This window comes from Mesorhizobium sp. M0166, from assembly GCF_040322255.1.
In the GTDB taxonomy this organism is placed as follows: domain Bacteria; phylum Pseudomonadota; class Alphaproteobacteria; order Rhizobiales; family Rhizobiaceae; genus Mesorhizobium.
Map to the genome: position 1 here is coordinate 426,173 of NZ_JAMYTD010000001.1, position 24,708 is coordinate 450,880.

Consider the following 24,708-nt stretch of genomic DNA (forward strand, 5'->3'; position numbering starts at 1 on the left):
GCACTGGCGAAAGCCGGTTACCACCATCACCACTGTCGATGCTTCCCCTGAGAAGGCTTCCGGGAACAGCAAGCTGGTGCTCGCACCGCGCTTGAGATGCGCATGCCGTGGCTCAAGGGCTGACGTGCATCGCCGGAGATTCGCCATCTTTGGAACAGGAAGGCAGTCGTGGCAAATCCGAAGCGCGCGTCGCGCGATGTCGCGTCAGCGGCAACGGAAGCAATGCACAGATTTGTCAGAAACAGCATCCGATCCGCCTCGGTCCTCGGTGCGTTCGCCCCGATCCACGGCCCGTCCGGTTAGACGGATGTCACCATCTCGCCTGTGATGCCGGCTGCGAAGCAGCTGAAACGTGGAAGGTAAGCGTGATAGCGTCGCGCACCTGCGCATGGACGTGGACTGAATACCCCAACAGACGGAGGCGCCGGAGCGGAAAATTCGGCATCCCGAACCGACGCAGTCGACCGAACTGGAGGAAGCCGCCCGGCCGACCGCCGCCGTGTCGTGCAACGGACTAAAGATAGGAGAGCGGCGCTATGCGCCGCTTCCCCTGGGGCGGAAGTCGAGAACTGGGATGCCGAGCTTCTTGGCCTTGTCGGCAAGATTGTCCTGTATTCCAGTCCCGGGAAAGACGATGACTCCGATCGGCAGCACGTCCAGCATTGCGTCATTGCGCCTGAACGGGGCGGCTTTTCCATGCTTTGTCCAATCGGGGGCAAAGCCGATTTGGGGTACCTTGCGGTGGTCGGCCCAGCAGGAGGCGACTTTTTCGCCACCCTTCGGCGATTTCCCGTGCATCAAGACCATGTCAGGATGCCTAGTGCGGACCTGGTCGAGCTTGGCCCAGATCAACTGGTGATCATTGAAGTCGAGACCGGCGGTGAAGGCGATTTTCGGGCCTGGTGGCAAAAGGACTTCCTGCGAGGCGCGTTTCTTGGCGCTGAGAAAATCGCGGCTGTCGATCACCGCAGAGGTAACGTTGCGGTGGTTGACCATTGATCCGCTGCGCGGTCGCCAGCTCGATCCGGTGTGGCGCTCATAGTGCTCGGCGGCCTGATCGCGCATCAGTTCGAAGGCGTTCTGCCGTTCGATAAGAGTCTGTCCTTCGGCCGTCAGGCGTTCCAGCTCGACCGACTTCACTTCGCTGCCGTCCTGCTCACGCTGGCTGCGGCGCTGCGCCTGCTCATTATGGTCAAGTTCACGCTCGATCCGATCTGCGGCGCGGTGAAAGACGTTGACGGTCGACCAAAGGAGATGGTCGAGGTCGGGCTCGAGGCGGGTATCTTGCAGGGTTGCGACGAACGCGTCGAAGATATCTGCAATCGCGTCGGCGACGCGGTGGCCCTCCGGAAGCGGTCGGGGATCCGGCTCATCCGCGAACGGCCGGTAGCCATAGAGCTGGAGTTCGGTGAGGGCGTGGTCGATCGGTGATGACGAATGCTGCGGTTCGTAGTCGTCATGCTCGCTCATTTGGATGCTCCGTCGGTTGGACCGCGACCCCCGCGGCCTTCATGGCGACGAAAGCCGGCGGGCGGGACGGCTCTGCACCCGCAGCGAAGCGGAGGGCCGGAGCGTCAGCGCAGGAGGGCGCGGGCCGGCTATTTTGCTTCGCGATGGAAAGCGCTCCCTTGGGAGCGCGCCGGAAAATAGTCGGCCGAAGACATTGCGGGGCCGGGTCGTTTGCCGGCCGATCGCCCTCTTGAAGGCCGGAGGCGCGGTTTCTCTCCGATCTCAGGAGCACTTAGCAATGCCACGATGGCGGGGAGCGACCGGTTCCGGGCTAGGCCGCCACTGGCATAAATCGGGCGATGTCCTGCGGGGCGAGTTGGACCCGGGCGCGGGCTCTAAGATCAGCGACGCCGAACCTACAGAGATCTTCGTTGAAATCGCCAAATGCCGGCGAGAGCACGATCGCCTCGATCCCGGCAGCATTTGCTCTTTCGATCAAGACATCACGCGCGCCGTCACCGGCTGGATCGGGGTCATGGACGACGTAGAGCCGTCTGAGGGTGACGGGGAACAGGATGGCAGCAAGATGCGCGGCCGAGAGGGCTGCGGCCATGGCCATGTCGGGCAAAATACACCGGAGCGACAGGACCGTCTCGATGCCCTCCCCGGCGGCCATGACTTCGCCGGGCGGACCAAAGCGGACCGCATGCCCGAGAAGGTCGCCCATAGCGCGCCTCGGGGTATCTACTGGTGCCTTGCCCCTGCCGGAAGGGTCAATCCAGGTGCGATGTGCGCCGGTCAAATGACCGCTGACATCGGTGACGGAAGCGATCATCGCCGGCCAGGTCTCAGTCCGCGAGTGTTGGTCGGGCCGGTAATAGCAGTGGGGGTGAAAACGCAGGCTTTCGGTCCCGTGCAAAGCAGTAATACTGCGGTTGCGCAGATACGTCTCTACGACCGTGCCTGCAATCGGCAGCGACACCGCAAACAGCCGGCGCGCTTTCTCCGACATCTCCGACGGCGCCGCCAGCAACTTCGACCGGATTGATGTCTGCTCTGGCTCGGGATGCGATAAGCCGAGAAACGCTATTGCCTCATGGGCAACGTCCCTGAAGTCGCTCAAGCCGCGGCTCTCGCGGATGATATCGAGAAGATCGCCATGCTCCCCGGTCGCCGCGTCAGTCCACTTGCCGGCTGCGCCCTTTCCGCTCTGCGAGCCGACGAGCCGCACGAACATCGAGCGGCCCGGCGTGTTTCGGACATCGCCAACAAACCAGTAGCGACCCTCGCGATGTCCGTTCGAAAGATAGTGTCGACAAACCGCTTCGGCCTGCCGAGCCAGGAGGTGGGCCAGTTCGGACGCGTCGTGTCGGGGCATCATGCATCCTCCCGCGTGTCGATGCCCTGCACGGGATAGCGCTCCAGCAGCTTGCCCAGAATTGCGGGTCCGAGCGCCTGCGGCTCAATGGGACTGGCCGACCCTGCGCGAATCTCGACGGTAAGGCGCTCGATGCAACCACTGGTGGTCTTGCGCACGATGAGGTGCGAGCGGGTCGTCACTTCAGCAACGAGGTCAGGTAGGTCCTCGAACCAGATGTCAGCCTTGACGCGGACCTGGGACATGAAGAGCACCACCTTCTTGAAGGCAATGTCTCGCGAGGACAGAAGGGTAATTTTCTCAGGGGTAGTCGCCATCGGAATGTACTCCGAGACGGGCAGTCGAGAGCCTCTCTCTCGACCTTCAAACCCGTCATGGAGATTCCGGAACTCCTCGTCCTCTTGTGCTTGGCAGCCAACCGAGGTTGTCGCGGGGTAGCAACTCAGCGACGGCGTTCCTGTTTACAAACGCGGCTGCAACATACAAACGTGCAGCAGTAGCGATTAAGGACCACAGCGCGGCGATGAACGACGAGCGCGGCTGGTCGCCCCATTGGAAGCATCTGCGTTCTCATCACGCCTTCGGCGCTGTGGCTTGCGACATCGAGGGTATGCGGCTGAGTTCGAGAGCGAACAGTGCGCTTTTGCGACGGGAAATCGATTTGGACTTGGTTGGTCATCACGGGCGGCCTGCCGCTAATCGTCGCCAGCAATGACCTTGCCAGCCAAGAAGCGAAGGAGATACTCCGCTGCCCTGCTCGCCTGAAGGCGGCGCGGGGCGCGGGCGTTGCGACGCAATAGGCCCTGCCGGCAGTATCGATACTGAACGATGGTCGGATCCCTTTAGGAGTGTGTCTGGAAGCAGAGGCCAGCCATAGACTTGTTGATCCGATTGACAGGTCGAAGGCGCCTTTTCGCCGCAGCACCTCCGGCGGGCGGTTTTCGCAGCCGGTTTTTTGGAGAAGTGTTCTCCGGCAGGACCATGTCCAGAACGGCGAGACAGGACGGAGTGCTCAACGAGGTCGGCGAACAGCTCGGACCTAAGAACTGCTGAGGACTTCTTATTGAAAATCCCCGACCAATTCGACGAGACCACGCCACTGCGCGTCGAAATCGCTGCGCGAATTGCCTTTCCCGACGGCTCGATGAGCGCAGCAGGCCTACGCAAGGAACGTGACGCCGGTCGACTTGAAACGGAGCTAATCGCCGGAAAGGAATATGTGAGCTTGATGGCAATCGCGAGGATGAGGGAACTATGCCGCGGACGTCGAAAGGGCCACGCCTGGTATGGCGTGACGAAAGCTGGAAAAAAGATGGAACGCGCCGAAACAAAGCTGGATGGTTTATCCGCGATGGAACCAGCTTCATCAGCGCTGGCGGCGGCGAAAAAGGCCGTCCAGAACTGAAGCTGAAAAGGCGCTCGCCGCCTACATCGGAAGCAAATACCACCGAGCGCGGGGAGCCGAGGACGTCTTAATTGCCGATGTGGTCAACCTCTACCTTCAAGAGGTTGCACCGAAGCACGCGACACCAGAAGAGACGGCGGCTCGGCTGGACAAGGTCCTTGATTTCTTCGGGGAAAAAACTCTCGCCGCCATCAATGGCAAACTCTGCCGCGAGTATATTGCGTCGCGCCCCACCGAAGCCGCGGCGCGCCGCCAACTCGAGGATCTTCGTGCCGCCATCAACTACTACCGCAAGGAGGGTTATACAACCGCCGCACCGGTCATCACCCTGCCAGACAAGGCCGCCGCCCGCGAACGCTGGTTGACCCGCAGTGAGGCGGCCGCACTGATTTGGGCCGCTTGGCGTATGAAGCAGACATGGAAGGGCCAAGAGAGTGGCCGGCGCACTGGGCGACATCTCGCGCGCTTCATCCTCGTCGCGCTTTATTCAGGATCGCGCTCGGCTGCAATCTGCGGTGCCGCCATGCGTCCAACCAAAGGGCGCGGTCATGTGGACCTAGACGGCGGTATCTTCTATCGCGCTGCCACCGGCGCCAGGAAGACCAAGAAGCGGCAACCCCCCGTACGCTTGCCGGAGCGGCTGCTAGCGCACCTGCGGCGCTGGGCGCGGACTGATCTCCACATCGAGACCAAATTGCGCGGCAAAAGTGCGAACATCGGTCGCAAGATATCGCAGGATTTTGTCGTGGAATGGAATGGAAAGCCGGTGCTGTCGATAGACAAGAGCTTCAAGACGGCGCGCGAAATCGCCGGCCTGGGGCCCGACGTCACTCCGCACGCGTTGCGCCACACCGCGGCGACTTGGTTGATGCAGGCCGGCACCGATATGTGGCAGGCTGCGGGCTTTCTTGGCATTACGGTGGATGTCCTGATCGAAACTTACGGTCATCATCATCCTAATTTCTTGGCAGACGCCGCCGACAAGATCACGAAGAAGCCGGTTTTCTCCAAGTCGCCGCAAACCGTTCCGAGTATAACTCAAATCACAAGACACCAACGCGGTGTGCACATCCCACAGGTTTCCCACAGAAACGGCGAAAGGAAACGCGACCAGTCGTGAGCGAACGTGGCGAAGGAGCCCAGGAACAATAACGACCTGCTGGTAAATCCACATCGTTCGGGACGATGGGATCGCACGTTCAAATCCTGCCATCCGCACGCACTAAAGGTCTACTCCGGCTCCCGGGGCTCGTGCTCCTAGCCGTGCCGTGGACCGGTTTGCCGGGTCCCGAAAGTGACATTCAGTGTCGGAGGATTAGAGGCAAAGGTCGTGATGCTTGGCTTGACGGTGGCATCCGGATCCCCGATGTTATCCGAGCGCGTTTGACCTGCCGTCCATCAGAGAGGGGCGTCACGGCGGGTGATTTCGCCTAGCTGCTGAGCACTGAACGGCGTGAGGTGCCCGCTTCGGTGAGACCATCACGCTTCGGTTCCTGCCGGGATGCGCGCACATCGCCGACGCGTGGGAATTCGCTGAACCGTTTATCCTCGCCAAAGCTCAAGCTGTCGTCGGTCAAGGCCTGTCAGTTTCATTTAGAGCGGTTCATTCAGCAGCTTGGTCGATCCGTCGTCCGGCGTGTACTCGTTTGTTCGAAGGTTCAGAATACAGTCGCGACTGGCCCACAATCTGATCTGGAGCCTCCAACAAGGTCAACTGCTGATCCTCCCGTTCGACCCACTGGAAGAATCATCGGGTGCGGGCGACTGGGCTCAAGGCGGCTACTTAGGCGACGAATGGAGGCGTTCACTCGCGACCGCTGCGGGTTCTTCGACGAGCGCTGTCGAATGCCATGCCTTTGCTAAACACACGTTGTGAAAACGCGTGATAAGGTCGGCTCGCTAGTTTGAACGATGGCCGGGGCACCAAAAAGATGGCACACGGAATGTGCAACTCAATCCTTGGCTGTGCGGCGCTTGCCTTGGCCGCGTGTCAATCGACTCCTCAAACGCCGCAACCCGTCACTCTCGAACCTGCGTTAGAATCGGAAGTTCCTCTCCAACCGCCCTTGGCTGATGCCGGGGTTCCTTCCGGCTCAGCAGTCATGCATCAATCCGTGGCGGTCACTCCGCCTGGCAAGGGCGTTCCAACAAAGTACGCTGCTTTTTCCGGTCTATGGGCTGGTCGATTGGCGGGGATATATGACGCCAAACTTGCTGTTCAAACGGTTTCTTCCAATGGGAAGGTGACGGTCACCTATGCGTGGGGAAATCTGGGCGACAACCATCCGGGAGAGGCCGCCGGCGCTGGAAGAATTGTAGGGAGCACGTTAAAGCTTGAGCGCCTACCGAATGGCGCGGACGTCAGTTTTGTCATGCGACCCGACGGAGCCCTGGCCGGAACCGTTATGCTTGCCGGCCAGGCCTACACGGGCGCGTTCATCAAGCAATGATGAAAGATGCGTATGAAGGGCTATACAGAGGGCCAGGCGCCTGTTCCAATATCGCCGTCTACTCGGTTCCGTCCGACTCCATTAAGGCGGCGAGACATCACCTTCCGGGAGGAGCGAAGAGCACGGCCAGCCGATTAGTGCCTAGGCCTTGTCGTTCAACGCATTTTGCCGCGATCCCTGGTGAAACTGGTTTGAACTGTCGTGTTGTTGCGATTTTCATCGGAGTTTGCGCCAGCGAGCAAGACGCTCAGGATCCAGCGTCCTAGCAGCCAAAGCTGCCTGTACCGTATAGTCAGGTTCATTCTGCTCCATTCTTCTGAAACGTGGCGAAGACAAGCCGCTTGCCGTCGCGCACACTGTCTTCGAGCGGCTCCGCCTTCGCCAGATGCGCCGCAATCGCGCTGGCCAGCATGCAACCTGTTCCGCGCATTGATGCGGCAAGGCGCGGCGTGTCGAAGCGGGTTGGTGGTTGATCGGAACGCAACAGAATATCGGTCGATTGAGGCCCCGACGCATGCCCACCCTTGATCAGCAGGGCTTGAGCGCCGGCGGCCAGCAGTCTTTTTCCTTGTTGGAGCGCTCCGTCCTCATCCGATGCCAGTTCGGAACCAATAAGGAGCGCCAGTTCAGGGAGGTTGGGCGTGACAATGCAGCAAAGCGGCATCAGATCGCGCTTCATGGCAGCGATGGCGCCTGCTTCCAGAAGTGCGCGGCCTGAGGTGGAGGCCAGCACAGGGTCGAGTACTGCGGGGACATGCGGGTATTTGCGCAGCACTGCGGCAACGGCAACAATGATCTTGGCAGTCGCCAGCATGCCGATCTTGATTGTGGCCACGTCGTTGGCCTGCAGCGCGGCGCACATCTGATTGGCCACCAGGCTGGGTGGAGAATTATGAATTTCCATCACGGCGTCGTGCGTTTGCACCGTTAGCGCAGTGACGGCCAGACAGGTGCGCACGCCAATGCATGCGATCGTTTCGATATCGCGTGCTATTCCAGCACCCCCGCTGGAATCCGATCCCCCAACGACAAGCACATGCGGTTCTCGTCTCATCGCCATCGGTCCGTCTTTTCGATCCATTCTCGCGTGCGCGCTTCGGGATCGGAGCTCAAAGTGATGTCGGTGACCACTGCGGCGCTGTCGGCGCCGGCCTCAAAGACGCCGTCGAGGCGGTCGGGGTTGAGGCCGCCGATGGCGACCAATGGGATCGGCGCCACTCGCCGGTTCCACTCGCTGATCCGCTCTAGCCCTTGTGGCGCCCACTTCATCTTCTTCAAGGCGGTGGGATAGATCGGACCGAGCGCGACATAGTCGGGCTCAGCAAACATGGCCGTTTCCAGCTCGACATGATCATGCGTACTCAGTCCGAGCTTCATGCCGGCTGCCCGTATCCGCGCAAGATCGGCGGTTTGCAGATCCTCCTGACCGAGATGCACGAAGTCGCAGCCTTCCTCGATGGCCAGTCGCCAGTAATCATTGATGATGAGCTGGCACCGGTATCGAGCGCACAAGGCCTGTGCTGTGCGGATCTCAGCGCGCAATCCGGCTTCGTCCATGGTCTTGATGCGAAGCTGCACCAGCTTGACGCCGAGCGGCACCAGCCGCTCGATCCAGGCTGCACTATCGACGATCAGATAGAAGGGATCGAGCTTCATGAAAAAACTGCCCTGCCGATCGTCGGCGTCGATGGCACGGCGACGTCGCGCGGTTCGAGCATTCCCGAACAGAAAGCCTCACGACCGGCCTCGACCGCCTTGCCGAAAGCACGCGCCATGCCGACCGGATCGGCCGCCTTGGCGACCGCCGTGTTCAGGAGCACGGCGTCAAAGCCGAGTTCCATGACGGTCGCCGCATGCGACGGTCGCCCGAGGCCTGCATCCACAATCAGCGGGACGCCAGGGAAATGTCCGCGCATCGAGCGCAGCGCCGTAATGTTGACCGGGCCGAGGGCCGAACCGATCGGTGCGCACCACGGCATCAAGACCTTGCAGCCCGCCGCAAGCAGCCGCTCGGCGACAACAAGGTCGTCGGTGGTATAGGGAAATACCGCAAAGCCGTCCTCGGACAGGATGCGGGCGGCTTCGACCAGGCCGAACACATCAGGCTGCAGCGTGTCGTGGTTGCCGATCACTTCGAGCTTGATCCAGCTCGTCCCGAACACTTCGCGCGCCATTTTCGCGGTTGTGACCGCTTCCTTGACGGAGTGGCAGCCTGCCGTGTTGGGAAGGACTCTCGTGCCAAGCGAGCGGATCAGCGACCAGAATTTTTCGCCGGCCCTGCCGCCCGCCATCTCGCGGCGCAAGGAGACGGTCACCACCGAGGTGCCCGATGCGCTAACCGCATCGGCAAGAATGGCCGGCGAAGGATATTGAGCCGTGCCGAGAAGCAGCCGCGAGCAAAGCGCCGTTCCAAGAAGATCGAACATGCTAGCCTCCCTGCATGGGTGAGAGGATTTCGATCCGGTCGCCGTCGCTCAACTGGAACTCCGCCCGGTTGGCTTTGTGCACCAGGTCGCTGTTGACGGCGGTCGCCAGCCAATCGCCCTCATAGTCGAGAACGGCAAGCAGCTCGGCCAGCGTGGTGGCGGCAACCTCATGCGCTTCGCCGTTGACCATCAATTTCATGGGCAAGCTCCTTGGTTCTGTCTTGACTGAAAACCAGGTCGGCAGCCTGGCGCGCCATGGCGGGGGCGAGGAGAAAGCCGTGACGATAGAGCCCGTTGATCGCTATGATCTCGCCGTTCGTTTCGACGCGCGGCAGGTTGTCGGGAAAGGCCGGACGGACGCCGACACCGGTTTCAACGATCTCGGCCTCGCCAAAGGCCGGATGGAGGGCATAGGCGGCACCCAGCAGCTCCATCATCGAACGAGCCGTCACCGGTCCCGTGGACCGGCTCTCAATCATCGTCGCGCCAATCATGAAACGGTGGTCGGTGCGTGGCACCGCATAAAGCGGAAAGCGCGGATGGAGCAGCCTGACCGGGCGCGACAGTGAGATATCAGGTGTGCGCAGGATCAGCATCTCGCCGCGAACGCCGCGCAGCCTGTCATTGGCTGCTGCCATTCCCGTGCAGTCGATCTGACGATCGAACCCGGAAGCACGCCGGACGTCAGCGCAGAAGTGGAATTCGACGCCCATCGCCGCCAGCCTGTCATGAAGTGCCGCCATCGCCTGACGCGGGTCGAGATGGGCTTCGTCGGGGAAGAGCAGTCCGCGGCGGAAGCGGCCGGCGAGGTCGGGCTCGAGCAACACGATTTCATCTTCATCGACACGCCGATGACCCGAGGTGCGGCTGGCGAACCGGTCGAGCTCGCCCGCATCACGCGGCGCGGCCACGGCCAGTGTTCCGGCCCGTGTCACGTGACCCGGCAGTACCGCATCCCACCAGTCGGCGGCATCGCGTCCGAGATCCAGCACTGGCTGCTCGGCGCTTTCACGCTCGCACCATGGCGCCAGCATGCCGCCGGCGAACCACGACGCATTGCCGCCAACGGTATGTGTTATCTCGGCAACGGTCACCGTCGCGCCACGTGTGGCGAGCTCGAAAGCTGCGGTGAGGCCGGCGACACCGGCCCCCTTGACCAGGACCCTCATGATCGCTCGCGCGCCTCTCGCAGGAGCGGCGCGCCGGTCTCGTCCGCGGGCACGTAGAGATCGCCGCCTTCGCGATATTTCGCCGCCATGGCCACCATCCCCTCCTTCTGCGCCTCGGCGCGAATGTCGTGGGAGATGCGCATGGAGCAGAATTTCGGGCCGCACATCGAGCAGAAATGTGCCACCTTGTGCGCTTCCTTGGGCAAGGTCTGGTCGTGGAAGGATCTTGCGGTTTCGGGATCGAGCGACAGGTTGAACTGGTCCTCCCAGCGGAACTCGAAGCGCGCGCGGGAAAGGGCGTCATCCCTGACTTTCGCCGCCGGATGCCCCTTAGCCAGGTCGGCGGCATGGGCCGCAATCTTGTAGGTGATCACGCCGGTCTTGACGTCATTGCGGTCGGGAAGACCGAGATGCTCCTTCGGTGTGACGTAACAGAGCATGGCCGTGCCGAACCAGCCGATCATGGCGGCGCCAATGCCTGAGGTGATGTGGTCGTAACCCGGCGCTATGTCCGTCGTCAGCGGCCCCAGCGTGTAGAAAGGCGCCTCGTCGCAGACAGCGAGCTGCTTGTCCATGTTCTGCCTGATCTTGTGCATGGGCACGTGGCCGGGCCCCTCGATCATCACCTGGCAATCCTTCGCCCAGGCGATCTTCGTCAGCTCGCCGAGCGTTTCCAGTTCGGCGAATTGCGCCGCGTCGTTGGCGTCGGCAATCGAGCCCGGACGGAGCCCGTCGCCGAGCGAAAAGGACACGTCATAGGCCCGGCAGATGTCGCAGATCTCCGCGAAACGCTCGTAAAGGAAGCTTTCCCGGTGATGGTGCAGGCACCATTTGGCCATGATCGAGCCGCCGCGCGAGACAATGCCCGTGACCCGGGCGACGGTCAGCGGGATGTAATGCAGCCGCACACCGGCATGGATGGTGAAGTAGTCGACGCCCTGTTCGGCCTGCTCGATCAGCGTGTCTCGATAGACCTCCCAGCTCAAATCCTCGGCGATGCCGCCCACCTTCTCCAGCGCCTGGTAGAGCGGCACCGTGCCGATTGGCACCGGCGCATTGCGCAGGATCCATTCGCGGATGTTGTGGATGTTGCGGCCGGTCGACAGGTCCATCACCGTGTCGGCGCCCCAGCGGATCGCCCACACCATTTTTTCCACTTCCTCTGCCATCGAGGAGGTGACCGCCGAGTTTCCGATATTGGCGTTGATCTTCACCAGGAAATTGCGGCCGATGATCATCGGCTCGCTCTCGGGATGATTGATGTTGGCGGGAATGATCGCGCGTCCGCGCGCAACCTCGTCGCGCACGAACTCCGGCGTGACGAAGCCGGGGATAGCGGCACCGAAGGCCTCGCCGTCGCGCTCAAGCTTGCCGCGCAGCATCTCGCGGCCAAGGTTCTCGCGGATGGCGACGAACTCCATCTCGGGCGTGACGATGCCGGCACGCGCATAGGCAAGCTGGGTCACCGCCTTGCCTGCCTTGGCCCTGAGCGGCCGGTTGCGAATGGGAAATTCCGGCGTCAGGCGCTCACCGGTCACAAATCCGTTGTCCTCCGGCCGCACGTGGCGGCCGTCATAGGCCTCGACATCGCCGCGCGTCATGATCCATTCGTCGCGAAGCCGGGCAAGACCGTTTTCGATGCTGGTTTCGACAGTCGGGTCGGTATAGGGGCCGGACGGATCGTAGACGGTGACGGGCGGCTCGCCGGCCGTCGGATGCACGGAGATTTCGCGCATCGGCACCCTGATCTGCGGGTGGATGGCACCGGGCTTGTGGATTTTCCGCGAGGCGGGCAGCGGTCCCGTCGAGACGGCGGGAGTGAGGGCATTCATCTTGAGGCTCCTTTGCTCATGCATTGGAGACCCAGTTCTGTGCCGGAAGGATGAAAAGACGCTTCTGTCGACCTGCCGAAACAGGACCTCGGGCGTAAACTCCCGCAAAGCGCTTGCACCGTCCCTACGCCAGTATGAACTGGATCAGGTTCAACGGGTCACTGCGCCGCGAAAGCAAGCAGTATCTCAGCCCCTTGCCGGGACTCCCCTGGTGAATGCGCCAGGTTGGACGGGACGTCTCCGGTTTGTCAAGCGCGTTCTGGCCGCGGCTGATCGGCGGCTGGTCAGACCGTGCGGAAAAAATCGCGCATGTCTCGGCGACAAGTCAAGCGTGGGAGATGAAGGCAGGGACAAGGGAATCGCAAACCGTTGGACTAAAAATCGATCCTCATGATCACGCCTTCAATGGGCACCAAAGGTTTGCGCGTAGATCGCCTCGATTCTTCCTGCCTCGTCACTGGTCAGCGCGGCGAATTCCTTTTCGCGCGCGCGGTTCGATAGATGTCCATCATTCTGGTGAAGAAAACGGAAGAGCAAATCGGTCAGCCGCTCGGGCATGTCGATAAAGGCATCCACCTGCTGCCGGAATTGATCGTAGCGCTGCAGAAATGCGGTTTCCTCGGGAAGGTCCCGTTCGATCGTCCGCTGAACGCAGTCATAGAGGAATTCGGCGTGCGGGGTCGCATCGAAGAACCGGTAGAAATCACCGGTGTCATTCAGCACCCGGACGTTGAATTGCGGCGTCGGTTCCCATTCCACCAACGGCAGAAGGCGCTGCGAATAGCTCTCGAGCACGCCCCTGTACTCGTTGATCTGGTCCAGGATCGCGGCCGAGACGGGAAAGACCACTCCCGGCGGATTGAAGCCGCGCGTGGCAAGGACGTGGTGGATTAGGTAGCGGTGAATGCGGCCGTTTCCGTCCTCGAACGGGTGGATGTAGACAAAGCCGAAGGCGAGGATTGCGGCGGCTATGATTGCATCAAGGCTTTGCGCGGGGCCCTGATCGAAGGCCGCCATTCCATCGATTAGCCGCGGCAGGTCCTCGGGCCGAGCGCTGATGTGATCGGGCAGGGGCGTGCCGTTGTCTCGGTCATGCTCACCGACGAAACCTCCTTCTTTTCGGAAGCCAAGTCTTACGAAACGGGCGTCGCCAAGTACAATTTTTTGCAGACGTAGCAGCTCATCGCGATCGATCGGCCAGCGGCCGGCTTCGCCGATGGCGCGGCCCCAGCGCTGGATGCGATCTTGCGGCGGGCGCTCGCCCTCGATCGCATAGCTTGATCGCGAGTCTTTGAACAAAAGAAAGGCGGCGGTCCGAGCAAGGAGGTCGCGCGGCACCTCCGCCACGATTGCCTCCGCGCGCCGCGGCAGTTCAAGGCCGATGAATTTTTCGAGGGTCTTGGTTCGGAACACCAGCGGGCAGAACTCAGGCGTGCCGGGGAGATTGTCCCTTATGCGGTAGCGCGAAGCGGTCTTCTCGAATCCGGGCCACTGCAGCTCGGGATCGACAACCGGAACGTATCGTCCGGCCGCCGCGTCCGGCAGATCGAGACGTGTGCCCGTCAGCCATTCATATAGAAACCAGATGCGGCGGGCATAACTGCCTGTGGGGCTTTCACGGACGAGCGCCTCGATCGGTGCGGAACCGGTCACCTGGAACAGCCGTTTGAGGACGGCAAGGTCGAGCCCCTCGTACTTGAGCGCGAAGGTCAGGTGGCCTTCGAGTGTTGGATGTGGGGCATGGCGGGGCGTCATGATCCGCCAGCCATCCCGTGCGGTAATGCGATGATGCTCGCCAGTGGCCGACAGGGTCCGGGGCAAGGGCACGGCGAGCTCGTAGGCTCCGATCAGGGCGCTGTACCCGGCCGGGGTCACCATCTCCGGAAGGCGGATTTCCTGAAAAACGATAACAGGACCTGAAAATTGGTGCTTCTGCGCCACAGGCATGAAAAGGGGAACCTTTCATCGAAGTTTGGTGCGAAATCAGCCAAATACTATGAAAAACAATTCTATCTCATGAAAATTGATGCTGCAAGCCGACTTTTCCGAAAACCGATCCTGAAGGCGGCGGTGATCCGTCTGCATGGCTCGGCCGGAAAGCGATCGTCGCGCGCCGGCCAGCGCAATGATGTTCCCATCGGAAATAAGCGTACACCGCCACACCGCAATCAGTTCCGCGGCGCTAGCATGCGGTCGCCGGCATCTATGCGTTGCCTTACAGCTGTGGCCTCGTGTTCAGTCATTGCCTAGTTTTTCGCCACAATGCATTTCGGTACGCCTTGGGACCTGAGATCGATTCTGAACGTGAATCACGCTGTTGCGGTAGTCAAACCGTTCGAGCTGAAGCACATCCCTTGAGACCACCACCACGCTGATTGCTCAAAACCATCACAACAAGGGTACTGCGAAACTCGGCCGAAGCAGCAGAAAATTGGGGGCCTTTAGCCCTTGCTTTGAAGCGCTTCGCAATGCACCAACTTTTCCGATGCAGTTTGATTTTGGCCTTCGCACCTGCACAAAACTATGCAAAACCGTTGACCGCTTAAGCCTGACGCAGGGAAAACGTGCCGATGAGTGTGGCGGTAGAAACGAAGGCGTTGACGACGCCGGACATCGCGGCCAGCAAGGGCAAGGATCCGGTCGTCTGCTTGACCGCCTACACCACACCCATTGCGCAGCTCGTCGACAGATATTGCGACGTCGTGCTGGTCGGCGACAGTGTCGGAATGGTGCTTCACGGTCTGCCCTCGACCCTCGGCGTCACGCTCGACATGATGATCATGCATGGCAAGGCCGTGCGACGCGGTCTTGAGCGCGCGTTGATGGTCGTTGACATGCCATTCGGCTCCTATGAAGAAGGCCCCGAACATGCCTTTCGCAACGGCGCGCGGCTCATGGCGGAAACCGGATGCGCCGCCCTCAAGCTGGAGGGCGGCGAGAGCATGGCCGAGACGATCCGCTTTCTCACTGCTCGCGGAATTCCCATCATGGCCCACGTCGGGCTGACGCCGCAATCGGTCAATGTGTTCGGCGGCTATAAAGTCCAGGGCAGGGGCGTAGACGGCGACAGGATTTTTCGCGACGCCATTGCTGTTGCCGAGGCCGGGGCGTTCAGCATAGTGCTGGAAAAGGTCACGGAGCCGCTCGCACGGAGAATAACCGAGAGAGCCACAATTCCCACGATCGGCATCGGTGCCTCGGACGCCTGCGATGGGCAGATCCTTGTGATCGACGACATCCTGGGCATGTACACTGGTTTTCGGCCGAAATTCGTCAAGCGCTATGCCGAACTGGGCTCAGAGGTCGAAGCTGCCATCGCCGCCTACGCGGCTGATGTGCGGGAAGGGCGCTTTCCAGCGGCCGAACATCTTTTCGCCGACGAGCCGAAGGCCGGAGATGTTGCATGAGCGTGCCGATTGTCCGCACCATTGCCGAACTTCGTGCCGTCGTGGCGGGATGGCGCCGTTCAGGTGCCAGTATCGCCGTGGTGCCCACGATGGGAGCCTTGCATGAAGGACATTTGAGTCTCGTGCGTTCTGCGCTTCAGAAGGCCGATCGTGTGATCGTGACGCTGTTCGTCAATCCCAAGCAGTTCAACAGTGCCGCGGATCTTGCCGCTTATCCCCGCACCGAAAAGGAAGACGCTGCAAAGCTCACTCCGTTGGGCGCACACCTGCTCTATGTTCCGCATGCGACTGAGATGTATCCTGACGGCTTCACCACGACCGTGTCGGTGTCCGGCGTCCGCGAAGGCCTATGCGGTGCGTTCCGGCCTGGTCATTTCGATGGGGTGGCGACCGTCGTTGCAAAGCTCTTTTTGCAGACTGGCGCTGATTTCGCCTTTTTCGGAGAGAAGGACTTCCAGCAGCTTCTACTCATCACTCGCATGGTCCGGGACCTGGATATGCCAATTACCATCGTCCCCTGTCCGACAGTCCGGGAACCCGATGGTCTCGCTTTGTCATCGCGCAATGTTCGGCTCTCGCCAGCGGAGCGGGCCATTGCCCCAAGGCTCGCATCGGTCCTGCTCGATACTGCGGAGGGGCTCTCGAACGGCTCTCCCGTCCTCCCAGCGCTTGCCCAAGCGCGTGCAGCGATTCTGTCCGCAGGTTATCGCGAGGTCGAGTACCTGGAACTCCGTGGCGAAGCAGATCTGCAACCGATAGCAACAAGCATCGATCGGCCGGTCCGCCTGCTCGCAGCCGCCTGGCTCGGCCAAACACGGCTCATTGACAACGTCAGAACACTGCCGCCTTGCCAACTCACAAATGAGTCGCTGCGGACTTCCGGCTAGCGTGAAAATGCAGCTCGTGCCGCGTGAGCGTAATTGGACGCGGTTTATCTCCATGAAAACCCTGTCAACCTGCTCTGGCCGGGCAGAGACAGCCTTGCGTAAATGCGCCCCCAGAACGAAGAGTGGTCATTAGCATTTGGGTTGGTGAAGGTTCCCGAATAGGAACGGGTGACGAATCAGGGGCCTGAGCTTGATGGACGAAGCAACTGAGCAGACGAGCGCTGGTCTTTTAGGGCTGACAGCGGGCATCGTAGCGGCCTATGTCCAGAACAACGCAATGCCCGTAGCGGATTTGCCGGCGCTGATTGCTGGCGTCAATTCTGCGTTGTCGGCTCTAGTTCAGCCCGTCGCGGCACCGCCGCCAGTATTTACTCCGGCCACAAATCCGAAGAAGTCGATATTTCCAGACTATATCATAAGTCTCGAGAATGGGCGGAAATTCAAGTCTATGAAGCGTCACCTGGGTTTGCTGGACATGACACCTGACGAGTACAGAGCCAAGTGGAGATTGGCCTGGGACTACCCCACGGTGGCTATGCAGCCAAGCGGTCTGCTCTGGCCAAGGCAAGCGGTCTTGGCCGCAGAGGCACTGCAAAAACACCGCCTAGGAAAGGCTCCGCAAAGCGGAAAGCCAAGGTGTAGCGCGCTTATCAGAGTTGGCAGACGCCAAAACTTGACCTCTCGCTGACAGATGAATGCGATTTTGCCCAGCCATCTTTGCGGCATCGAGGGCCGCGTCGAGGCGCCCAGCCCGTCGGTGACCAGCTCGTCCACTTGCGCGGTCGCCACACCTGTCGTTAGACCAATGAGAGGTTGAGCAACCTTGCGTTGGACGGAAGCAGTGCTGGTAACAGATGCCAAGCTTAGTAGAGTCCGCGAGTGGCAATCATTCGTCGTGAGTCGATGCTAATGTGCGCGTTTCGCAGCACTCCGGCTCGCTATATCGCCTAAGACGGCATGAAGAAGCGATCCAACCTCCAGTTCGGCGAGCCTGGACGCAACTCCTGATTCGGACAACTGAAGGAGAATTGTCTTGGCGGTGCTGCGCCAGAACGCATTCGCATCCTCCCCGTTCTTGGATTCCAGCACGCGGGCAATTTCCTCGACCAACTTCCGTCGCCGATACAGCGGAAACGCGCTTATGTTTGACACCGATCACCTACCCATTCAGTCTCGCGATTAAGCATTGGAGGATGAGAAAATCCGGTTAACGGCACATCCCTTTTTGGCTGGTGGGCATGTAGCAAGAGTTCTTGCGTCGGCGAACGGTCCCGCGACTAGTCACCAAACAATTGCGATGTCTCGTAGGCGGGGCAGATCGGCGTTTCTGGGTCCGATCTCAACCAGGGTTCCGCACGCAATCTTTTGCCATCACAAACGCAATGTCATCCACGGTCCCCATCTGACCCGGCCGGTGGTACGTCTCTGGCCCGCTATCCCGCCTCGATCAAGGCCGTGCTTTCCCGCGACCAACGCAGCACGACATCCTGACCTTCCGCCAGCCTGCCAGCGCCGGTGTTCTGCCGACGCCGCCGTCTTTGTCCAGCATTTCGTTCGCACGCTGGAGAGACAGCTCCGCTCGTTTCACCCGCTGCCTGGCCTTAGCCAGCTCGATGTTCAAAAGTTCGACCATCACTCCAGATCCGAGAGTCCCCTTCGATTGTTAACCGGCCCCGGCCGCATTGTTGGAATCTGCACAGGGCTTGGACGCGAGGACTCGTAAGCCTTGGATTGCCGACCACCCGGGGCCAAGGCTGAAAATCTTGAAGCGATTGCATGCGGCGGCGTCTCGCTGGCCAGCCTCAGCTCATTAACGGCGTCTCATCGGAAATGGCCAAGGTGATCGCCCGAGTACGAGTTTGGAGCCAAATTGCCGCCGGAGTCTGAGACTAAGCCAGCTTGCCGACGCTAGGTCGCCTTGGCAAAAAATTGCGATCTGGATCCGGCAGGTATGGACGGTATATTACGCGACCCTAATTAAACGCCATGTTCCGTTTGCTGCTTAGCTTCGTCTCGTTGTTGTTTTTCACCACGCTTCTTTATGCGCAAGAGTGGCAGCCCTTCGGCATCAAGCAGTTTGGCTTTGTATTCGATGTGCCCCCTGGCTTTGTTCTGACTCAGCGTTCCGACCAGGGGGCAGCTTTTCAGGGCACAAACGAGGCCTTTCTTGCTGTTTGGGGCGCAAGGCTCGGCAAGGCCAGTTTCCGCGCCGAGATAGAGCATCGAATTGTCGAGGACGAAAAGGCAGGCTGGAAAGTGACCTATCGGCGCGTTAAGCCGACTTGGGCCAGTTATTCCGGCATCAGGGACGGGCAAATCCGCTACGTACGTGTCATTGCGATCTGCAATGACCGTGCGGCGCTATTTACAATGAACTACAGCAGATCCGAAAAAATCCCCTACGATCCCGTCGTGGTGCGAATGGTGCGATCCCTACGGGCGGAAGGCTGCTAGAGCCTGATTAACTTTCTGAAATATGTGTGGACGTTGATCGCGCTCACTTGCAGCGAAGACTCAGATTTAACGGCAACAGCGGTTCTCAGTCGGCCCGTTCCACCGACGCACCGCCAACGTGGGGGAATCTGCTGTTTCCGCGGTTCCGCAACGGCAAAACCGAACCAGGCTGGGCGCCTAGCCCTCACCGCGGCCGCGGCGCTCAACGTTTGCGAGCCAGGCTCGCTGGCTGCTTGCACCGGCCTTCGCCGTTTCCATCACGTTCTTGGTGACTGCAATGATGGTTTGTTGAAGATTGTTGTCGGTATGATGGAACCGGAGTTCAACACGGCGCTCCAATAGCGTTCCAAACCGTGCAAAATTTTCAACCCTCGGCGGCATTGGGATTGTCACCAGCTCCGCGAAAGGGTGCTGGATGCCGTCAACACAGTGGCTATCCCCGCGGGAAATACTTCCCCGACTGGCGATGATGTAGCCGCATTATCTGGGTCGAGATTCCATAGTACAGAAGCCGAGCAACTGCGTCTGCCGCGACATTTTTTGGAGGTGAAAGCCGCTGGCTGACCGGACCGAGCCACCAGCGATGCGACCGGAGTGACGCCGCCGGCCTGGCCTTCGCCACGGTAGCGAAGCATCTCGCGACTGCTATGGCTGTTTGCGCTTCTCAACGCGAGCGGAAGCAGCAAAGAGACTTCACCTCCGCGGGGCGACCGCCAAATGGCCAAAGGATGAATGCCAAATAATCGCAGCAGAGCGGTACATGCGCAACGAAAGTCGCTCGGCAGCGTTGCGGTCTATCCAAGGCGACAGGGAGGACAAGATGGCCGAAGACAAGAGTAAACGAGATTTCCGCGGACGCGACCGCATGTCAGCGCACGAAGACAATGAGGTGGAGTATTTCGCCGCCCAGAACGGCCTGACCCCCGACCAGCTCGGCAGAGATCCACGGCAAGGATCGCGCCCGCCTGACGGAGGCTGCAAAACGCTTCGTCTTAGCTAATCTCCCAGACCGATGCGCCCAACCATGCCGCGATATTTCTTCGACTTCGCGGATGCCAATGAGTTGTATCAGGACGATCAAGGCACCGATCTTCCTGACGCGGAAGCTGCCAGGGTCGAGGCAGCAAGGGCCTTGGCGGCGATCGTGAAAGACAAGGCAGACGGTTCCAGCCGCGACTTCGCAATGATCGTTCGAACAGAGAAGGGCGAGGTGTTGCTTCACGCCAGGATCAGATTCGAAATTGAGATGGCGCACTAGAGGTGAGCGGGCGTCATAGAAAATACGAACGAGCGAGCACGTACCCGACCAATCCTAACATCGAGAGCACATAAAGGACCAGGAGCAACGGAATCATAGATGGTTGGTGGCCGACTAGGCTTCAGCTTCTTCCTGTTCCACCAGCCTGGCTTTCATAAGCACCTCATCGTCCGACCCATTTTTGCCGTGAGCCTCACTTGAAATCTTTGCCGCGACGTCTGCTCGGATTACTGGATCCTCGGGCAGGCGGCTCGGAAGCCATTCAGGAAGATTGTCGCCACCATTCTTGTCTATGGCCAACAATGCTTTCTGCCTCAACTATGCTCCAAATTTCTAATGCACCATTTTGACCAAGGGGTTTGCTCACCATGGTCCGTGACGACCTGCCCGCGTCTCCGGAGGAAGGACGCGGACCACAATCGCTTCCACCGATCCTGGAGCTGTGAGGAGTGATCGCGCGCACCAGGCTGCGCAGGCCCCCGAGTTACACCTTGCCTGATGCAAGGCGCCCGATCGCGTCCCGCCGTTCCCGCACGTGTGGGACGTTTCGCATTGAGGCTGGAACACCGCTGACGGTGAAGGTTGGGCGTGCGCAGCAGACCTTGCCCCCGGACGATGCCAGATCGGGTGGCACCGATGGCCCGGCTCCTGTCCCCCCGAAAGTGCGCGTTTTTTGCCTCCTCGGAATTTCAGCCGGACTATCCCGGCTTCTCGGGCGACTTCCGGTTAGAATTCAGCATCCGTGGCTCGTGCACGAGTGATGCGCGATCGATTCCAATCGTTTCGATGAGATCGCGCGCCGTTATACCAGTCTCTTCGGCGAGCAACCCCGCATGAAGCTACTTGATACGCTCGCGGTCTGTCTTGTCCTCGCCAATTGGTGACAATCACCTTGTCGCAATCAGTTTTCGCTACGCCGAGGTGCATTCGAGCTCTTTCCTGGCGGATCTCCGCTGCCGTCCGATCGGCTCCCGCCGGCCGCCCGCCGGAGGGCCTTGGTAGCCTCCGCAACGCCCGCGCGATCGTTGTCATTGGCGCGGATCAGCTCGGGAACCTGATCCACGGCGATGCCATTTTGCTGAGCGAAATGCTTTACGTCGTAGTTCTGGCTAGGTTCCAGGCGGTCTCGGTCGCGCGTGCTCTTGTCGTCGGCCATGTAGTCCTCCCGGTGGAGCTTCGGATCAACGCAACGCGGGCAAGCAGCTTTCGTTGCGCTTTTTACAGCCCGCGACTCCTGAATTGTTTGCTGGTCCGCCTCGACCTTGAGCCTGCTTTCCCTCCGTTCTGCCCCCGATGTGTTACTTGGAGCTGCAGTGTGAGCCAGGAGAATCGTGCGATTTCAGCTCATCTGAGGCGCTTGTGGTGATGAGCTCCTAAAGGAGCGGTTTAGTAGCGTCACCAGTTTTCCGTGACAGGCGGCACCAAGCGTCGCTACCAGGGCTGGTGGCCAGCCCCGGCAGGACCTCGCTGATCGTGGTGTCCCCTGGCGCGTCGACGGCGAACGCGATGATCTCGGCGATCCGGTCGTTGTTGCTTTTAATCCGGCTCATCTCTTAGGGACGCCATCTTTTTGCGTGGGACAGGCGTCCAATCGGTGATTGCATCGACATCGATAGTGATCAGCCCGCCTGCCTTCATTGTAACTGTCCGGTCTTGCTCGTCCACGCGCGTCACTTCGCCTGTTAGCTGGAGTTCGTCGCCTGGCTTAGCCTTCTTAGGGGCAGGGATCGAATGTGGAAAACCGTAGGAGGGGATGCTGACGCTGGATCTGCCGTCATCAAGCAACTTGAGCACCGTCACCGTGATCGCCACCTCGTCGCCGACGTTGATGTCTGTAATTTCCCAGGCCATGTGCATGAGTCTGGGGCGGTTGTTGCGGCCGTCAAGAGATTGCTAACTTAAGAGAATGACTGACGTGCGCCTGAGCCCGCAATTTGTTTCGGAACCGATTCGAACCAGCGATATTGATTCAAATCGCAGCGTTTGGAGTGCGCGTGCATGCTTACCGAGCTTGGCCTTGGCCGGCTGTCGTTCATTGAGTTCCAAATGCCCACACTGGTCGACAAGCCGCCCAGGGGCCGCGGGTGGATCCACGAAATCAAATACGATGGATACCGTACGCAGCTGATCATCCAAGAGGGTAGGGTGCAGGCCTTCACGCGCAACGGCTACGATTGGACCGACAGATACGTCCCGATCGTCCGAGCTGCGGGTACGCTAAAAGTAAGGCGGGCAATCATCGATGGCGAAGCGACAGTTTTTGGTGCTACAGGGCGTCCTGATTTCCAGGCACTACGCCGTGAACTTGGGAAGGCCGAATCGACCAAGCTGGTCTTCCACGCCTTCGACCTCCTCCATCTCAACGGCAAAGACGTGCGTGACGCTCCACTCCTCGAGCGTAAGCGGGCCTTGCAACGTCTATTGAAAGGCGCGCCCTCGGCACTCGTCTATGTTGATCATCTGGAAGGTGACGGCCCGACCGTGTTCGAGCACGCGTGCGAAATGGGCCTTGAGGGGATTGTCTCGAAACGCGCGGACTCCCCTTACCGCTCCGGCCGGCAGGAGAGCTGGCTCAAGCTCAAATGCGTCAAGAGCGACAATTTTCCGATTGTCGCCTTTGTCGAAAAGCTAGGTGCCAGGCCGCGCAGGATTGCCTCGCTTTACCTCGGCCGCCGCAAAGGCAATAGCGTCCACTATGCCGGTAAGGCGCAGAGCGGCTACAGCCTCACCGACGCACGCGAAGTGCGCGAACGCTTGGACCCGCTGATCGTCGACAAATCTCCGCTGGCCGAACCGATAGACAAGCCCAAAGCGACTTGGGTGCAGCCGGCCGTTGAGGCTGAGATCGAATATGGCGGGATCACCGATGACGGGCTGCTGCGGGAAGCCGTGTTCAAAGGGCTGCGGGATGATCTGAGCTTACCAGCCCACACGCCATTGGTCGGCAAGACGCAGCCGCCCAATGAAAGTTTCGGCGTCCCTCGCGAGAACATTTTGCAACTGCTGCCCGACGCAGTCGTGCCATCGAAAGAGGAGCTGACGAGCTATTGGACGAAGGTGGCGAAAAAAGCGCTTGTCCACCTCGGCCGGCGCCCGCTCAAGCTGGTTCGCCACTCGCACGGGGTCACCTTCTATCACAAGCGCGGATTGCCCGACATTCCGGATACCGTGCACCAACTGCGTGTTCAGAAGCGCGAGGGTGGAGAAGGCGTGAGGCTGTGGGTCGATGATCTTGATGGCCTGCTTGGCTTGGTGGAAATAGGCGCTGTCGAGTTGCATCCCTGGAACGCCACCGTCGATGATATCGAGCATGCCGACCGGGTTGTCATCGATCTGGATCCTGGCGAAGGGGTCGACTGGGAAATGATCGTCGAGACGGCTCTGAAGGTCCGGGACATGCTGCGTTCGGAAGGACTCGATAGCTGGCCGAAGGTGACCGGCGGCAAGGGTCTGCATGTGATGGCGCCACTGCAGCGCGTGATCACCCACGACGCCGCCCGGCAGTATGCCCGAAAGCTAGCGCAGCAGTTGGTCAGCAAGCATCCCGATCGCTATCTTTTGTCGGCTGCGCCATCGGCTCGTTGTGGGCGCATCTTTCTGGATTACCTCCGCAACGGCCGCGGCAACACAGCCGTCGGCGCTTACTCGCCTCGAGCCCGTTCAAGCTTTCCGATAGCCGCTCCCGTCACATGGACGCAGGTCGAAAAGGGAATTTTGCCAGACGCGTTTACGTTGGAGAGCCCATTTCGGCCGGCGAAGGCCGCCTGGACCACGCGCAAAAACCGATAGCAATCGCGAAGTCTTAGTCCCCACGCAAAGGCCTTATCGGCCTCGACCTTGAAGCTGTTTCATCTACCCTGGTGAGTTCGCCTCGAAGGCTCAATACGTGGTCTCGCTTGAACTTGGATTTGCTGTGCCTTGATCGAATGCGGAAAATCGCAGCTCGGGTGGAGAGGCTGACGCGGTCATCTGTCACGCGCCTTCACTGTAGCGGTAAGCGCGACTTCGTCTCCAATGCTCACTCCCGGCGTCGAGGTGCCCAGCGGCTTGGCTGCGGGGGGACTGCAGCAAGAGGCCGCTGGGCCCAGACGACCAGCGAGCGTAAGAGGAGGCCCTTTGCTGGCTGACGAAGACTTGCGCGTAAAGCCACGGAAAAGCATCATCCGAACGAACACCGTCGTCGAGATGTGGGGGCCGTGAGGCGTTAGCCGGCGCTTTGAGGACGACGGGACATGGCGCCTGTATCGGGACATCTGGAACTTAGGTGCGGCCCAATAGAATGCCGCGACCCGTAAGGCCCGCGCGGCTTTGCAACAGCTCCAATGAGATTCGATTGAAACTGTTGATATGACTGAATTGATTGTCAAAATTGAACAGACTTGATGCGGTCTGCTCGTCAAGTCGGCTACCATCGCGCCACCGATCCGGGAGGCGGTTGGATTCGAGCTCAGCAGAACGGCAAATCTGGCTGACCACGACTTGCTGGGACTGGCGCGTTCTCCGGCACGGCGCGCTGCTGAGGCCTCTTGTTCGTTTGGTCATGCGCAGTCCGTGAGTCTCCAAGAACCCGTCCATCTCGTCAATGCCATGAGC

General features: G+C 60.3%; 25 protein-coding genes, 2 pseudogenes and 1 riboswitch. Of the genes and pseudogenes, 10 read left to right on the plus strand and 17 right to left on the minus strand.

What is annotated here, in order from left to right; genetic code table 11:
* Positions 1 to 534: 534 nt before the first annotated feature.
* From NKJ46_RS02110 to NKJ46_RS02120, 3 genes are all read right to left on the minus strand, one after another.
* Positions 535 to 1,470 (minus strand): DUF2493 domain-containing protein, encoded by a 936-nt coding sequence (locus NKJ46_RS02110; protein ID WP_352661207.1) that lies wholly within the window; start codon positions 1,468 to 1,470, stop codon positions 535 to 537.
* 310 nt (positions 1,471 to 1,780) lie between these two features.
* Entirely contained in the window at positions 1,781 to 2,827 is a 1,047-nt protein-coding gene (locus NKJ46_RS02115; RefSeq protein ID WP_352661359.1) for a DUF7146 domain-containing protein, read from the minus strand.
* Positions 2,827 to 3,144, minus strand: coding sequence for a hypothetical protein (locus NKJ46_RS02120; protein WP_352661210.1), 318 nt, complete (start codon positions 3,142 to 3,144; stop codon positions 2,827 to 2,829). The genes NKJ46_RS02115 and NKJ46_RS02120 overlap by 1 nt, the downstream gene beginning before the upstream one ends.
* A gap of 746 nt (positions 3,145 to 3,890) precedes the next feature.
* Here NKJ46_RS02120 and NKJ46_RS02125 point away from each other — a divergent pair.
* Positions 3,891 to 4,232: an excisionase gene (locus tag NKJ46_RS02125; RefSeq protein WP_352661213.1), complete on the plus strand. Its 342-nt coding sequence runs from the start codon at positions 3,891 to 3,893 to the stop codon at positions 4,230 to 4,232.
* The gene (locus tag NKJ46_RS02130) at positions 4,165 to 5,352 is read left to right on the plus strand and encodes a site-specific integrase (protein WP_352661216.1); all 1,188 of its coding nucleotides are present in this window, start codon (positions 4,165 to 4,167) and stop codon (positions 5,350 to 5,352) included. Before NKJ46_RS02125 ends, NKJ46_RS02130 begins: the two co-directional genes overlap by 68 nt.
* A 310-nt stretch (positions 5,353 to 5,662) precedes the next feature.
* On the opposite strand, the gene NKJ46_RS02135 is transcribed toward NKJ46_RS02130, so the two are convergent.
* Positions 5,663 to 5,809 carry a hypothetical protein gene (locus tag NKJ46_RS02135; RefSeq protein WP_352661218.1) on the minus strand — a complete coding sequence of 49 codons (147 nt, stop codon included), beginning with the start codon at positions 5,807 to 5,809 and terminating at the stop codon, positions 5,663 to 5,665.
* 525 nt (positions 5,810 to 6,334) lie between these two features.
* Here NKJ46_RS02135 and NKJ46_RS02140 point away from each other — a divergent pair.
* The gene (locus NKJ46_RS02140; protein ID WP_352661221.1) at positions 6,335 to 6,682 is read left to right on the plus strand and encodes a hypothetical protein; all 348 of its coding nucleotides are present in this window, start codon (positions 6,335 to 6,337) and stop codon (positions 6,680 to 6,682) included.
* Between the two features lie 155 nt (positions 6,683 to 6,837).
* On the opposite strand, the pseudogene NKJ46_RS02145 reads toward NKJ46_RS02140, so the two are convergent.
* The 8 genes and pseudogenes from NKJ46_RS02145 to NKJ46_RS02180 all read right to left on the minus strand — a co-directional run.
* A pseudogene (locus NKJ46_RS02145) lies at positions 6,838 to 6,985 on the minus strand (ribosome small subunit-dependent GTPase A); the annotation flags it as partial.
* Positions 6,981 to 7,742, minus strand: a complete 762-nt coding sequence (locus NKJ46_RS02150; protein WP_352661224.1) for a hydroxymethylpyrimidine/phosphomethylpyrimidine kinase — start codon at positions 7,740 to 7,742, stop codon at positions 6,981 to 6,983. The pseudogene NKJ46_RS02145 and the gene NKJ46_RS02150, both read right to left, overlap by 5 nt.
* Positions 7,733 to 8,338 (minus strand): thiamine phosphate synthase, encoded by a 606-nt coding sequence (locus tag NKJ46_RS02155; RefSeq protein WP_352661227.1) that lies wholly within the window; start codon positions 8,336 to 8,338, stop codon positions 7,733 to 7,735. Before NKJ46_RS02155 ends, NKJ46_RS02150 begins: the two co-directional genes overlap by 10 nt.
* Entirely contained in the window at positions 8,335 to 9,108 is a 774-nt protein-coding gene (locus NKJ46_RS02160) for a thiazole synthase (RefSeq protein WP_352661230.1), read from the minus strand. Before NKJ46_RS02160 ends, NKJ46_RS02155 begins: the two co-directional genes overlap by 4 nt.
* Position 9,109: 1 nt before the next feature.
* The gene (thiS, locus tag NKJ46_RS02165; RefSeq protein WP_352493533.1) at positions 9,110 to 9,307 is read right to left on the minus strand and encodes a sulfur carrier protein ThiS; all 198 of its coding nucleotides are present in this window, start codon (positions 9,305 to 9,307) and stop codon (positions 9,110 to 9,112) included.
* Positions 9,276 to 10,277: a glycine oxidase ThiO gene (gene thiO / locus NKJ46_RS02170; RefSeq protein WP_352661233.1), complete on the minus strand. Its 1,002-nt coding sequence runs from the start codon at positions 10,275 to 10,277 to the stop codon at positions 9,276 to 9,278. The genes thiS and thiO overlap by 32 nt, the downstream gene beginning before the upstream one ends.
* Complete coding sequence (gene thiC, locus NKJ46_RS02175; protein WP_352661236.1) at positions 10,274 to 12,109, minus strand: phosphomethylpyrimidine synthase ThiC; 1,836 nt, start codon at positions 12,107 to 12,109, stop codon at positions 10,274 to 10,276. The genes thiO and thiC overlap by 4 nt, the downstream gene beginning before the upstream one ends.
* A gap of 103 nt (positions 12,110 to 12,212) precedes the next feature.
* Positions 12,213 to 12,329: riboswitch (TPP riboswitch) on the minus strand.
* 182 nt (positions 12,330 to 12,511) lie between these two features.
* Positions 12,512 to 14,056 carry a Fic family protein gene (locus NKJ46_RS02180; RefSeq protein WP_352661239.1) on the minus strand — a complete coding sequence of 515 codons (1,545 nt, stop codon included), beginning with the start codon at positions 14,054 to 14,056 and terminating at the stop codon, positions 12,512 to 12,514.
* Between the two features lie 623 nt (positions 14,057 to 14,679).
* On the opposite strand from NKJ46_RS02180, the gene panB reads away from it, so the two are divergent.
* The 3 genes and pseudogenes from panB (at position 14,680) to NKJ46_RS02195 (ending at position 17,045) form a co-directional block, all read left to right on the plus strand.
* The gene (panB, locus tag NKJ46_RS02185; protein ID WP_352661242.1) at positions 14,680 to 15,516 is read left to right on the plus strand and encodes a 3-methyl-2-oxobutanoate hydroxymethyltransferase; all 837 of its coding nucleotides are present in this window, start codon (positions 14,680 to 14,682) and stop codon (positions 15,514 to 15,516) included.
* A complete protein-coding gene (gene panC, locus NKJ46_RS02190) occupies positions 15,513 to 16,403 on the plus strand; it encodes a pantoate--beta-alanine ligase (RefSeq protein ID WP_352661245.1) in 891 nt (296 codons plus the stop codon). Before panB ends, panC begins: the two co-directional genes overlap by 4 nt.
* A 193-nt stretch (positions 16,404 to 16,596) precedes the next feature.
* Positions 16,597 to 17,045: pseudogene (locus NKJ46_RS02195) on the plus strand (Ros/MucR family transcriptional regulator).
* A gap of 264 nt (positions 17,046 to 17,309) precedes the next feature.
* On the opposite strand, the gene NKJ46_RS02200 reads toward NKJ46_RS02195, so the two are convergent.
* Positions 17,310 to 17,555: a DUF6074 family protein gene (locus NKJ46_RS02200; RefSeq protein WP_352493526.1), complete on the minus strand. Its 246-nt coding sequence runs from the start codon at positions 17,553 to 17,555 to the stop codon at positions 17,310 to 17,312.
* Positions 17,556 to 18,389: 834 nt separating this feature from the next.
* Between NKJ46_RS02200 and NKJ46_RS02205 the strand changes: the two genes are divergently transcribed.
* Positions 18,390 to 18,857 (plus strand): hypothetical protein, encoded by a 468-nt coding sequence (locus NKJ46_RS02205; protein WP_352493525.1) that lies wholly within the window; start codon positions 18,390 to 18,392, stop codon positions 18,855 to 18,857.
* Between the two features lie 177 nt (positions 18,858 to 19,034).
* Here NKJ46_RS02205 and NKJ46_RS02210 read toward each other — a convergent pair whose 3' ends face one another.
* Complete coding sequence (locus NKJ46_RS02210) at positions 19,035 to 19,238, minus strand: hypothetical protein (RefSeq protein WP_352493524.1); 204 nt, start codon at positions 19,236 to 19,238, stop codon at positions 19,035 to 19,037.
* A 439-nt stretch (positions 19,239 to 19,677) separates the two neighbouring features.
* Between NKJ46_RS02210 and NKJ46_RS02215 the strand changes: the two genes are divergently transcribed.
* Positions 19,678 to 19,857, plus strand: coding sequence for a hypothetical protein (locus NKJ46_RS02215; protein ID WP_352661249.1), 180 nt, complete (start codon positions 19,678 to 19,680; stop codon positions 19,855 to 19,857).
* Positions 19,858 to 19,881: 24 nt separating this feature from the next.
* Complete coding sequence (locus tag NKJ46_RS02220) at positions 19,882 to 20,115, plus strand: DUF6894 family protein (protein WP_352493695.1); 234 nt, start codon at positions 19,882 to 19,884, stop codon at positions 20,113 to 20,115.
* 114 nt (positions 20,116 to 20,229) lie between these two features.
* Here the strand turns inward: NKJ46_RS02220 and NKJ46_RS02225 are convergent, their stop codons facing one another.
* The 3 genes from NKJ46_RS02225 to NKJ46_RS02235 all read right to left on the minus strand — a co-directional run bounded on the left by NKJ46_RS02225 (position 20,230) and on the right by NKJ46_RS02235 (position 21,966).
* The gene (locus tag NKJ46_RS02225; protein WP_352661254.1) at positions 20,230 to 20,433 is read right to left on the minus strand and encodes a hypothetical protein; all 204 of its coding nucleotides are present in this window, start codon (positions 20,431 to 20,433) and stop codon (positions 20,230 to 20,232) included.
* Between the two features lie 583 nt (positions 20,434 to 21,016).
* Positions 21,017 to 21,271: a DUF3606 domain-containing protein gene (locus tag NKJ46_RS02230; RefSeq protein ID WP_352661257.1), complete on the minus strand. Its 255-nt coding sequence runs from the start codon at positions 21,269 to 21,271 to the stop codon at positions 21,017 to 21,019.
* Between the two features lie 380 nt (positions 21,272 to 21,651).
* Positions 21,652 to 21,966, minus strand: a complete 315-nt coding sequence (locus tag NKJ46_RS02235) for a hypothetical protein (RefSeq protein WP_352661260.1) — start codon at positions 21,964 to 21,966, stop codon at positions 21,652 to 21,654.
* Between the two features lie 147 nt (positions 21,967 to 22,113).
* Here NKJ46_RS02235 and ligD point away from each other — a divergent pair, with 147 nt between their 5' ends.
* A complete protein-coding gene (ligD, locus tag NKJ46_RS02240) occupies positions 22,114 to 23,904 on the plus strand; it encodes a DNA ligase D (protein ID WP_352661262.1) in 1,791 nt (596 codons plus the stop codon).
* Positions 23,905 to 24,708: the final 804 nt, after the last annotated feature.